This window comes from Microtetraspora glauca (assembly GCF_040656155.1).
Taxonomy (GTDB): domain Bacteria; phylum Actinomycetota; class Actinomycetes; order Streptosporangiales; family Streptosporangiaceae; genus Microtetraspora; species Microtetraspora glauca.
This window is the reverse complement of sequence record NZ_JBFALK010000030.1, coordinates 28,103-40,272: the sequence shown is the minus strand read 5'-3', so window position 1 is coordinate 40,272 and position 12,170 is coordinate 28,103. Positions and strand designations below refer to the sequence as shown.

Annotated in this window: 7 protein-coding genes; all 7 read left to right on the top strand. The window is 73.1% G+C overall.

Annotated elements, in window-relative coordinates; genetic code table 11:
* Positions 1-129 precede the first annotated feature (129 nt).
* From AB0I59_RS37890 to AB0I59_RS37860, 7 genes are read left to right on the top strand one after another with little or no spacing between them, the layout of a single operon-like run.
* Positions 130-5,709, top strand: coding sequence for a non-ribosomal peptide synthetase/MFS transporter (locus AB0I59_RS37890; protein ID WP_358140952.1), 5,580 nt, complete (start codon positions 130-132; stop codon positions 5,707-5,709).
* The gene (locus AB0I59_RS37885) at positions 5,706-7,217 is read left to right on the top strand and encodes a class I adenylate-forming enzyme family protein (RefSeq protein ID WP_358140949.1); all 1,512 of its coding nucleotides are present in this window, start codon (positions 5,706-5,708) and stop codon (positions 7,215-7,217) included. The genes AB0I59_RS37890 and AB0I59_RS37885 overlap by 4 nt, the downstream gene beginning before the upstream one ends.
* Position 7,218: 1 nt before the next feature.
* Entirely contained in the window at positions 7,219-8,799 is a 1,581-nt protein-coding gene (locus tag AB0I59_RS37880) for a condensation domain-containing protein (RefSeq protein WP_358140946.1), read from the top strand.
* Positions 8,793-9,032 carry an acyl carrier protein gene (locus AB0I59_RS37875; RefSeq protein WP_061260233.1) on the top strand — a complete coding sequence of 80 codons (240 nt, stop codon included), beginning with the start codon at positions 8,793-8,795 and terminating at the stop codon, positions 9,030-9,032. Before AB0I59_RS37880 ends, AB0I59_RS37875 begins: the two co-directional genes overlap by 7 nt.
* The gene (locus tag AB0I59_RS37870; protein WP_358140943.1) at positions 9,029-10,558 is read left to right on the top strand and encodes a condensation domain-containing protein; all 1,530 of its coding nucleotides are present in this window, start codon (positions 9,029-9,031) and stop codon (positions 10,556-10,558) included. The genes AB0I59_RS37875 and AB0I59_RS37870 overlap by 4 nt, the downstream gene beginning before the upstream one ends.
* Positions 10,555-10,743: an MbtH family protein gene (locus AB0I59_RS37865; RefSeq protein ID WP_061260235.1), complete on the top strand. Its 189-nt coding sequence runs from the start codon at positions 10,555-10,557 to the stop codon at positions 10,741-10,743. Before AB0I59_RS37870 ends, AB0I59_RS37865 begins: the two co-directional genes overlap by 4 nt.
* Positions 10,740-12,167: a condensation domain-containing protein gene (locus tag AB0I59_RS37860; protein ID WP_358140939.1), complete on the top strand. Its 1,428-nt coding sequence runs from the start codon at positions 10,740-10,742 to the stop codon at positions 12,165-12,167. Before AB0I59_RS37865 ends, AB0I59_RS37860 begins: the two co-directional genes overlap by 4 nt.
* The last annotated feature ends 3 nt before the right edge of the window (positions 12,168-12,170 follow it).

Genomic DNA, 12,170 nt, shown 5'->3' with positions numbered 1-12,170 from the left:
TCGTCGTCGGCATCGTCGTCGGCGTCGGCCGCCGGCACGTTCGCCGCGTCCGCGCGGCAGCACTGGCGGAACCGGTCGCAAGGGGAATGTCATGTCAAGAACGCTGGAATCCGCCGAGGTGGCGGCATCGTGACGCGGACCGGGCTCTCACCGGCGAAACAGGCACTGCTCGCCCAGCGGCTGAAGGTGGCGCAGGCGGCCACCGTGACGGTGCCGCCGCGCCCGCCCGGCACCCTTCCACCGCTCTCGCACGCCCAGGAGCGGCTGTGGTTCCTTGAGCAGTACGCCCCGGGAACCACCGCGTACACCGTCGCCTTCGCCGTCCGGCTGGACGGCGAAATCGACGAGGACGCGTTCGACCGGGCACTCACCGACGTCGCGCGGCGTCACGAGAGCCTCCGCACCCGGTTCGTCACCACGGACGACGGCACACCCGAGATCGTCGTGGACGCGGAGCCGGTGGTCGAGCTGCGGCTGTCGGACGACACCGCCGCGGTACGCGAGGAACTGGACCGGCCCTTCGACCTCGAGACCGGTCCGCTGCTCCGCGCCCTCCTGGTCCGGCTCGGCCCGGCCGAGAACGCGCTGCTGCTCACGATGCACCACACCGTCACCGACGGCTGGTCCTGCGACATCGTGGTGGAGGAGCTCCTCGCCCTGCACGAGGCGTACCGGACCGGGACCGCCGCCGGTCTCGCGCCACCGCCGGCGCAGTACGGCGACTACGCGCTCTGGGAGCGGGGGCGGTCCCACGACGACGACATCCGCTACTGGCGGGAGCGGCTGGCCGGGCTGGCGCCGCTGGAGCTGCCCACCGACCTGCCGCGTCCGCCCGAACAGGGATGGGACGGCGCCGCCCACGGACTGGAACTGGACCGCGAACTCGGCGACGCGCTGGCGGAACTGGGCAGGGCGCACGGCGCGACGCCGTACATGACGCTGCTCGCCGCGTTCCAGGTGCTGCTCTCCCGCTACTCCGGGCAGCACGACTTCGCGGTGGGCTCACCCGTCTCCGGACGCGACCTGCCGGAACTGGAACGGGTGGTCGGGCTCTTCATCAACTCGCTGCCGATGCGGGCCGACCTGTCCGGCGACCCGCCGTTCACCGAGTTGCTCGCCCGGGTGCGGGAGACCGCGCTCGACGCCTACGCGCACCAGGAGCTTCCCTTCGACCGGCTCGTGGGCGAACTCGGCGTCGAGCGCGACGTCAGCAGGTCACCGGTCTTCCAGGTGATGTTCGCGCTGCAGAACTACCGGTCGGCGCCGCTGCGCACCCAGGGGCTGGGCATGTCGGCGTACCCGATCGAGGTGTCCGCCACCCGGTTCGACCTCGCCCTCTACCTGATGGAGACCGGGGAGGGCCTGCGCGGGAACATCACCTACCGCACCGAGTTGTTCACCGCCGAGACGATCCGGCGGATGGCCGCCTGCTTCGAGCGACTGCTCCGGTCGATCGTCGCCGATCCCGGCGCGCGGACGTCCGAACTGGAGATCCTCCCTCCGGAGGAACTCGGCCGAGTGCTGGCGTTCGGCGCGTCCGCGCCGGTCCCACCGGTCCCGCCGTTCGACGGTGTGCTGCTGCATGAGGTGATCGCGGCACAGGCCGCGCGCACCCCCTCGGCCACGGCCGTCGTCTCCGGCGACGTCTCGCTCACGTACGCCGAGCTGGACCTGCGGGCCGAGCGGCTCGCGCGCCGCCTGCGGGGGCTCGGCGCGGGGCCGGACGACCGGGTCGCGATCTGTCTGGAGCAGTCGGCCGGGCTCGCGGTCGCGGTCCTCGGCGTGCTCAAGTCGGGCGCGGCCTACCTGCCGCTCGATCCCGAGCACCCGGCCGAGCGGCTCGCCTACGTCCTGGCCGACGCCGGTGCCGGGATCGTGGTGACCAGCGCCGACCTGCGGGACCGCCTCCCCGACGACGTGATCCCGGTCCTCCACGAATCGGACGGCACGGAGGGTGGCACGGGGAGCGGTGGCGCGCGCGGCATCGCGGACGGAAGCCGGGAGGCCGACGGCGTCCGGGGCGCCCCGGACGACCTGGCGTACGTGATCTACACGTCCGGCACCACCGGGCGGCCCAAGGGGGTGGGGGTCCAGCACCACGAGGTCCTCGTCTACCTCGCGGGCGTCAGGGAACGGCTCGGCGTCGAGCCGGGGTCGTCCTTCGCGCTGCTCCAGTCGCTCGCCTTCGACTTCGGCGTGACGGTGTTCTACCTGTGCCTGATGACCGGCGGCACGCTGCACCTCGTCCCCTCCCGTACGGCGGGGCCCGAGCTGGCGGAGACGTTCCGCCGGGTCGGGGTGGACTACCTCAAGATCACTCCGTCGCACCTGGCCGCGCTGCTCGCGGACGCCGAACCCGCCGAACTGCTGCCCGCGAAGCTCCTGCTCCTCGGCGGTGAGGCGGCGCCGCGCGGATGGGCGGGCGAACTGGCCGCGCTGGGCAGGTGCCGGGTGGTCAACCACTACGGGCCCACCGAGGCTACGGTCGGTGTGACCACCTACGAGGTCACGCCCTCTCCGCCGCCTCCGGCCGTCTCCACGCACCCGGCGGCCTCGGTCTCATCGACGAGCCTTCCGATCGGGTCCCCGCTTCCGGGAGCGCGGGTGCACGTGCTCGACGAGCGGATGCGGCCGGTCCCGGTCGGCGTGCCCGGCGAGATCTACCTCGGCGGCGACCGGCTGGCACGCGGATACCTCGGCAAGCCCGGCCTGACCGCCGACCGTTTCGTCCCCGACCCGTACGGCGGGCCCGGGGCGCGCATGTACCGCACCGGAGATCTCGGCAGGTGGTCACCCTCGGGCGACCTGGAGTTCCTCGGCCGCCGCGACCTCCAGGTGAAGATCCGCGGCTACCGGGTGGAGCTGGGCGAGGTGGAGTCCGTGCTCGCGGACCACCCCGACGTGGCCCAGGCGGTCGTCGAACCCCGTGGCGAGCAGCTCGTCGCCTATCTGGTCGGCCATGCCGTCCCCGACCGTCCCGTCGCGCGGGCCGAGGGACCGGACGCGATCGAGATGCGCGCCTGGCTGGCCGAACGGCTGCCCGCCTACATGATCCCGGTCAGGTACGCGTGGCTCGACGTGCTGCCGCTCAAATCGCACGGCAAGGTCGATCGGGCCCGACTCCCCGAGCTCGGCGCCGAGGCTCCGGCCGCCCTCTTCGTCGCCCCGGCCACGCCGGCCGAGGAGACCGTCGCGGACATCTGGACGGACGTGCTCGACGTGGAGCGGGCAGGCGCGCTCGACGACTTCTTCACGTTGGGCGGCCATTCGCTGCTGGCCATGCGGGTGATCGCCCGGCTGCGCAAGGCGTATCCGGACCGCGCCGTCACCGTGCTCGACCTGTTCAAGCACCGGACCGTCCGCGAGCTCGCGCTGCTCCTCGAAACCGGGGACTCCGGCCCACGCACGCTGCTGCACCGGCTCACTCCCGCCAGGAAGGCCGCCTCCACCCTCGTCTGCGTGCCGTACGGCGGGGGCAGCGCCGTGGTCTACCAGCCGCTCGCCGACGCGCTGCCCGCCGACTGGGCGTTGTACTCGGTCGCCGTACCTGGTCACGAGCTGGGCGAGGAGGCCCGGCCGTTCGACGAGGTCGTACGCGACTGCGTGGCCGAGATCATCGAGATCACGGACGGCGCCTCCGGGCCGCTCGTGCTCTACGGGCACTGCGGGCTCGGCGTCATGCTCATCACCGAGATCGCCCGGCAGGTGGAGGCGACGGGACGCGAGGTGGAGGCGATCTACCTCGGCGGCATCTTCCCCTTCGCCAAGCCCGGTCGTGGTCTCGGCTGGCTCGGCACGCTGATGGACCGGCTGACCAGCGACCAGGGACGGGTCAACGCCCTCACCGCCGCCGGGCTCGACGTCGAGGATCTCGGCCGCGAGCAGATCCGGCTGATCGTCGAGAACCGGCGCGAGGGCACCCGCGCGGCCGAGCGGTACTTCACCCGGCTCTTCGAGGAGGAGGAAGCGGGAGTACGCGCGCCGATCATCTCGGTGGTGGGGGAGCGGGATCCGGCGGCCGAGTTCTACCAGGAGCGCTACCGCGAGTGGCACCGGATCACCGACACGGCGGCCTGCGTGGTGATCGACGAGGCCGGGCACTTCTTCATGCGCTACCGCGCCGCCGAGCTGGCCGAGATCATCACCGGCACGCACGCGGCGATCGCCTCGGGGCGTACGGCGCCGCTGGAAGGGCCGCTGGAACACGACGACGAGCGCACCTGGTGGCTGCAGGGCGTGTCGCGCGCACCGTCCGGTCCGGCGGACGGCCGGGCGGACGACCGGGCGGACGACCCGGTCCACGGTCCGGCGCGGCCGAAGGACGGCGCGGCGGCCCGATCGGGGCCGCCGCCGAGCATGCGCCGGTTTCTCCTGGTCGCGGCGGGCCAGCTCATCTCGATCACCGGCTCCGCGCTGACCGAGTTCGCCATCCCCATCTGGATCTATCTCACCACCGGGTCACTCGCCCGGTTCGCGCTGTTCGCCGTGCTCGGCCTGGTGCCCGGCATGCTGGCCGCGCCGCTCGCGGGCGCGATCGTGGACCGCTACGACCGCAGGAAGGTCATGCTCGCCGGAGACATCGGCGCGGGCGGCACCCAGCTCGTACTGGGCGTCCTGCTCTGGACCGGCAACCTCCAGGTGTGGCACGTCTACCCCCTGCTGGTCGGCCTCTCCGTCGCGCTGACCTTCCAGCGCCTGGCGTACGGCTCCGCCATTCCCCAGCTCGTGCCGAAGCGCTTCCTCGGCCACGCCAACGGCGTCGTGCAGATGGTCACAGGAACCGCGCAGCTCGTGGTGCCGCTGATCGCGGTCGGCCTGATGGCGGCGATCGGGCTTGAGGGCATCCTCGCGATCGACGTGGCGAGCTACGCGGTCGCCACGCTGATCGTGCTCTTCGTCCGCTTCCCGTCGTCGATGGCGTGGCGGCGCCGCGAGAGCATGCTCGCCGAGATGGCGGGCGGCATCCGGCACTCGTGGGGCAACAAGGGTTTCCGCGCGATGCTCGTCTTCTTCGCGGTGCTGAACGTGTTCCTGTCCCCGCTGTTCCTGATGATCTCGCCGCTCGTGTTGTCGTTCGCGTCGCTGGCCGACGTGGGCCGGGTGTCGTTCGCCGGAGGTCTCGGCGTCTTCCTCGGCGGGCTGGCGATGACCGCGTGGGGCGGGCCGCGGCGGCGCCGCCTGTACGGAGTGCTCGTCGCCACGCTCGCGCTGGCGGTGTTCTGCCTGCTGACCGGGCTCCGCGCGGACCTGGTGACGATCGCGGTGGGCGCGTTCGGCATGTCGCTCTGCCTGACCGTGCTGAACGGCGTCTACGCCACGATCATCCAGGTCAAGGTGCCGCAGCGGTTCCACGGCCGGGTCATCGCGCTCAACACGCTGGTCGCCTGGTCCACGCTGCCGATCGGGTTCGGCCTCGTCGCGCCGTACGGCACGGCGGTCTTCGAGCCGCTGCTCGCCCCGGACGGGCCGCTCGCGGGAACGGTCGGCCTGGTGCTCGGCACCGGCGAGGGGCGAGGGATCGGCCTCATGTACGCCTGCTTCGGCCTGGCCATCGCCACGATCGCGCTCGTCGCCATGCGGACCGGAGTGCTGCGGCGGTTCGACGCCGAGGTGCCCGACGCCCTGCCGGACGACCTGGTCGGAGTCCAGGCGCTCGGCGGCCGCGTACCGGGCGGGACCCGGCGCGACTCGAAGGAGGTGCCCGCATGAGGGGCCTGACCGCGTACACCGTTCCGGAGCTGCTGCGCATCCGCGCGGAACAGGAGCCGGACGGCGTGGCGATGATCGTCGACGGCCACGGGACGATGACGTTCGCCGAGTGGGACCGGCGGTCCACGGCGGTCGCCGGCGGGCTGGCCGGGCGCGGCGTCGCGCACGGGGACCGGGTCGCGCTGCTGTTCGGCAGCCGTGACTGGATCGACTTCGCCGTGGCGTTCTGCGGCGTGCTCAAGGCGGGCGCGGTCGCCGTGCCGCTGTCGGACCGCCTCGCGCCCGCCGAGACGCGCTACATGCTGGAACACTGCGCGGCCTCCGCCGTGCTGCACGGCCGGGATCTCGCCCCGCCGGACGGCGGTCACTGGGCCGCCGCCACGGCGGACGTCGAAATCGGTCCCGGAACCGGTCCCGGAACCGGTCCCGGAACCGGTGTCCGGCCCGCGGACCTGGCCCAGATCCTGTACACGTCGGGCACCACCGGGCGGCCGAAGGGGGTCGGCGCCAGCCACGCCAACCTGGCGTACGGATGCGTCACCCAGCCGAACCGCCGCAGGTTCGGGCACTCCCGTCACCTGCTGCACGCCTTCCCGATCGGGACCAACGCCGGTCAGACCATGCTGCTGAACGCCCTCGACGCGCGCCCGGCGGTCCTGACACCCGCCAGGTTCACGCCCGGCCGGTTCGCCCGGATGATCGAGACGTACCGGCCGGGCACCGTGTTCATGGTGCCGTCCATGGCGATCGAACTGCTCAACGCGGGGCTGCACGAGCGGCACGACATGTCCAGCGTGCTGCTGCTCGGCTCCGCCGCCGCCGCGCTGCCGCCCGCGCTCTCGGAGCGGCTGGCGGCGGCGTTCCCCAAGGCGACGGTGACCAACTACTACACGTCCACCGAGGCGGCGCCCGCCCAGACCATCATGATCTTCGATCGGGATCGGCCCGCCGCCCTGGGGCGGCCCGCGTTCGGCGGCGCGCTGCGCGTCACCGACGAGGCGGGAACCCCGCTGCCCGCCGGCGAGGTCGGGGAGGTCTGGATGCGGTCGCCCACCTCCACCCGCTCCTACTACGGCGACGCGGCCGCCAGCGCCCAGGCGTTCAGGAACGGCTGGGTGCGGATGGGCGACCTCGGCTACGTCGACGCCGACGGCTACCTCTATCTGGTGGACCGGGAGAGCGACGTGGTCAAGACCGGCGCCTTCAAGGTCTCCACGCTGCAGGTGGAGGCGGCGCTGTACGAGCACCCGCGGGTCGCGGAGGCGGCGGTGTTCGGCGTCCCGCACCCGGTGCTCGGGACCGCGCTCGCCGCCGCGATCGTGCCCAGGTCCGCCGGGCTGTCCGCGACCGAGGTACGCGCCTTCCTGATGGACCGGGTGGCCAGGCACGAGCTCCCCGAGCGGGTGTTCGTCGTCGACGACCTGCCCCGGAACCGGTCGGGAAAGGTGATCAAGAAGGAGTTGTCCGCGCTGCTCGGCGACTCCAGGCTCCATACGGAAGGCGATTGAGATGTCACTGACGCTCGTGGACGAGGGAGAGCAGGCCTCCCTCGCGCAACACGGCATGTGGATCACCGAGCGGATGGGGGCGGGCGGCCGGGTCTACCACATGCCGCTCGCCGTGTGGTTCGACGGCCCGCTCGACACCGACCGGCTGCTCTCCGCGTGCGGCGCGGTCGTCGAGGCCCACCCCGCGCTCGCGGCCGCCCTGGTCGAACGCGACGGCGCCCTCGGGAGGGTGCCCGCCGCCGTGGTCCCGCCCATCCGGTTCCAGGACGCCTCCGGGAGCGACCCCGCCGGGCTGATCGACCGCGAGACGGGCCTCGGGCTGGACCTGCGCACCGGGCCGCTCGCCCGTTTCACGCTCCTGCGCCTCGCCCCGGAACGGCACGTCCTCGTGTTCGTCGCCCACCACGCCGTCTTCGACGGCATGTCCAAGGACATCCTGGTGCGGGACCTCGCCGCCGCGTACGCGGGCAGGCCCCTGGCACCCCTCCCCATCACGTACGGCGACGCCGTCGCGGAGGAGAACGCGCGGGTGGCGGAGCGGCTCGACGCGGCGGCCGGGTTCTGGCGGAGCCGCTGGCGGGACCGCCAGGACCTGCTGCTCCCCGGGCTCACCACACCCTCGACCCGGGCCGCCGCGGGCGAGGCCGTCGACTTCGCCATCGGGCCGGACCTCGCCGCGACGGCCGAGAGGATCGGGGTCACCCGGTTCGAGCTGGTGCTGGCCGCGCTGCACACCCTGCTCCACGCGTACGGGAACGACGGGGCGGCCGTGGCCGTGGACGTCTCCACCCGCACCGAGCGGACGCGGGACCACATCGGGCTGTTCGTCAACGAGCTGCCGCTGACGGTCACGCCCGAGGGGGCGTTCGCGGGCCCGTTCGCCGGGCTGGCCCGCGCGGTGCGGGACGAGCTGCGCGCCGTCTACCGCTACCGGCAGGTCCCACTCGCCCGCGCGGTGGGCGGGGTGAGCCCGCGCACCGCGCTCACCCCGGTCTCGGTCAGCTACCGCAGGCGCGTCGGGGACGTCCCCGATTTCCCCGGTCTCGGCGTGTCCGTCGACTGGATGATGTTCAACCAGGCGGTCCGGGGCACCCTGCACCTCCAGATGGTGGACGGGCCGGACGGCGTCGCCGCGCGGTTCCAGTTCAATCCGGCGATCCTCGGGCGGGCGCACTGCCAGGCCGTGACCGGTCACCTGCTCACCCTGCTCGACGCGGTCGCGGCCCACCCCGACGCGGAGATCTCCGATCTGCCGCTGCCCGCCCCGGTGGGGGTGTCCGCGGCTTCACCGGCGCCCCAGGCTTCCCCGGTCCAGGCGGCCGGTACGGAGGCGGCAGGTACGGAGGCCGTGCCGTACGTCGAGGAGGTCGGCGAGATCTGGTGCGAGGTGCTCGGACGCACCGGCATCGGCCCGGACGAGGACCTGTTCGACCTCGGCGGCCACTCGCTGTCGATCACACAGATCATCGCGAAGGTCCGCGAGCGGATGGACGTCGAGCTGCCCTTCGACGTGTTCTTCGACGCGCCGACGATCGCCGGGGTCGCCGAGGAGATCGCCCGCATGAAGGAGGAGACATGCTGAGGGAACGCCTGGCCGAGCTGGTGTCCCAGGCCAGTGACGGGGAGCTCGCCGTCGCCGACATCCTCGCGGCGGACAGCGGCCTGCCCGCACTCGGCGTCACCTCGCTCACCTACCTGCGGCTGATCGACGCGATCGAGTCCGAGTTCGGATGCGACATCGACCTGGACGGCCCCTTCCTCGACACCCTCGACGGCCTCGCCGACCACCTGACCCGGCAGCTCGACGGCCGATGACCGGACACCAGGGCCTTCCCGGGCTGACCGAGCTCGCCCCGGAGACGGTCGAGTTCACCGGCGCGCGGGGCGGCGAGTACCCGCTGAGCTGGGGACAGCAGATGATCTGGAGCTCGACCCGGTGGCTGGACGACGGCGACCCGTACTTCAACCTGCCCTGGGCCCTGCCCATCAGTGCTCCGGGCGGAGGCGCGGGCGACCTCGCCGCCGTCCTGCGGGCCGTACGCCGTCTCGTCGAGCGGCACGAGACCCTGCGGACGGCCTACGTGGAGACGCCGGAGGGCATCGTCCAGCGGGTGAACCGCGCCGGACGGCTCACCGTCGGCGTGTACGAGGCCGCCGCCAAGCCGATGAGCGCGGCGCGGGCCCTCGCCGCGGACCTGGCCGCGACGGGATTCGACTACGCCGCCGAGTCGCCGATCCGTTGCGCCGTCGTGCTCGTCCGCGGACGGCCGCGCGCGCTCGCGCTGGCGCTGTCCCATCTGGCGCTGGACGGCTGGTCGCTGAACCTGCTCGCCGCCGAATGGCCGCGGCTCCTCGCCGGTGACGACCTGCCCGAGCCCGTACGGCAGCCGCTCGACCAGGCCGCGTTCGAGAGGGAGGGCGGGGGGGCCGCGCGCGGCGCGCAGGCGCTGCGCCACTGGCGGGCGGGCCTGGCGGCCGCGCCACGCTCCATGTTCGACTTCCCGACGAGGGAGCCCGAGGAGCCGCGGTTCGTCCGGTACGGGATGGAGTCGCTCGCCATGGCGGTCGCCGCCGAGACGCTGGCGGCGCGCTGCTCCGTCACCACCTCCAGCGTGCTGACCGTGGCGAGCGCCGCGCTGCTGGCCGCGCTGACCGGGCATCGGAAGGCGGCTTTGCAGCTCATCGTCTCCAACCGGCACGACCCCCGGATCCGGGACATGGCCGGTCCCGCCGCGCTCGACGGGCTCTTCGTGATCGACCTGGCCGCCGGCACGTTCTCGGACGCCGTACGCCGGGGGCATCGGCAGGCGATGGCCACCTACCGGAACGGGAACTACGACCCGTCCGCGGTGCGGGCCGTCCGGGACGAGGCGGCCGGGCGACGCGGCGCCGAACTCGACCTGGACGTGTTCTTCAACGACATCAGGCCGGACGGCCGCTGGCCGAACCTGCCGCCCGCCGACCCGGATGACCCCGGCACGCTGAGCACGCTGGCGGGACGGACCAGGACGTTCTTCGTCGGCGCCTACCCGAAGGTCAAGGCGCGCGCCTTCTTCGCCACCGGGGCGGCCACGGCGACATGCGAGTTCTTCGTCCTCGTCGACACGGCCTACCTGCCGAGGGAGACGGCAGAACGGATGCTGCTCGGCCTGGAGGCCCTGCTGGTCCGGGCGGCCACCGAGGAGGTGCCGCTCGACCGGGTGGCCGAGGTCTGCGGTGTCGCCCCCGTACGGCGGCCCGCCGGCTGGACCCTGATCGGCGACGACTGGGTGTGCCCGCCCGAGGGCGACGGCCGGCCGACCGGCGCCCCACCACTTGAGATGACTCGGAAGGTGACATGACCGACTCCCAGATGCGCGTGGTCGTCAACGGCGAAGAGCAGTACTCCGTCTGGTGGAGCGACCGCGAGCCGCCCCTCGGCTGGACGGCGACCGGGTTCGAGGGCTCCCGTCAGGAATGCCTGGACCACATCGAGACGGTGTGGACCGACATGCGCCCGTTGAGCGTCAGGGGCCGGGACAGGTGACCACGCCCGCCCGCCGAGAGGCGCTGCTCAGGCGGCTCGCGGACCTGCCACCGGGCCGCCGCGAGGCGCTGCTCCGCTCCCTCGGCCGCTCCTCGGAGGGGGAGTCCGCCGGGAGGGCGTGGCCGCTGTCGCCGGGCCAGGAACGCCTGTGGTTCCTCAGCCGGTTCGACCCGCGGGACACCAGCTACCACACCCCCTGGTGCGTACGGCTGCGCGGGCCGGTGGACGTGGACGCGCTCGGGGCGGCCTTCACCCGGATCGCCGAGCGGCACGAGGTGCTGCGGACCAGGTTCCGGCTGGTCGTCGACACACCCGCGCAGATCGTGCTGCCGCCCTCGCCGGTGCCGGTCGAACGGATCGACGCCCCCGGGACCCCGGATCCGGAACCTGAGGACGTGGACCTCGCGCTGGCCGCGTTCGTCAACCGGCCGTTCGACCTGGAGAACGGGCCGCCGCTGCGCGTCGCGCTGATGCGGCTGGGGGAGGACGACGCGCTGCTGTGCATCGTCCTGCACCACATCGTGGTCGACGGCTGGTCGCTGGACGTGCTGATGCGCGAGCTCGCCGAGTACTACGCGGCGCGGCGCGAGGGACGCGAACCCGAGCTGGAGGAGCTGCCCACGCAGTACACGCGCTTCGCCGTACAGGAAAGGGAGCGGGACCACACGGCGCGTCTGGCCTACTGGACCGGGAAGCTCGCGGGCGTGCCCGCGCTCGACCTCCCGGCCGACCGGCCACGCCCGCCCCGCTGGACGGGAAACGGCGGCCGGGAACACCTCCTGCTCTCCCCTGAGGAGATCGCTCCGCTGGAGCGGCTGGCCAGGGAGCTGCGGTGCACGCCGTTCATGGCCCTGATCTCCGCGTACCAGGCCATGCTGGGACTGGCGGCGGGACAGCATGACTTCTGCGTGGGCGTACCGGTCGCGGGCCGGTCCAGGAGCGAGCTCGCCCCGCTGATCGGCTACTTCGGGAACACGCTGGTGCTGCGCGCCGACCTGTCCGGGGACCCGACCTTCCGCGAGTTCCTCGGCCGTACCCGCGAGACCACGCTGGCGGGCATGCGGCACGCGGACGCGCCGTTCGAGCTCGTCCTCGCCGCGCTCCGGGTGCCGCGCGACATCAGCAGGCCGCCGCTGTGCCAGGCGATGTTCAACCTGCACAACCTGCCGAAGGGCGGCCTGCTCGGGACGGCGATGGGCGATCTTTCGGCGGAGCACCATCCGGCGCCGCCGACCGGCCATACGAAGGCCGAGATCTCCGTGGACATGTGGCGCGGCCCGGAGGGGCTCGGCGGGGTCCTCGACTACAGCGGCGACCTCTTCTCGCCCACGACGGCGCGGAGGTTCGCCCAGGCCCTCGGCGACGTCGTACGGCGGGCCGGAGCGAACCCTGACCTCCGGCTGTCCGAGCTGAGCGCGAAGTGACGA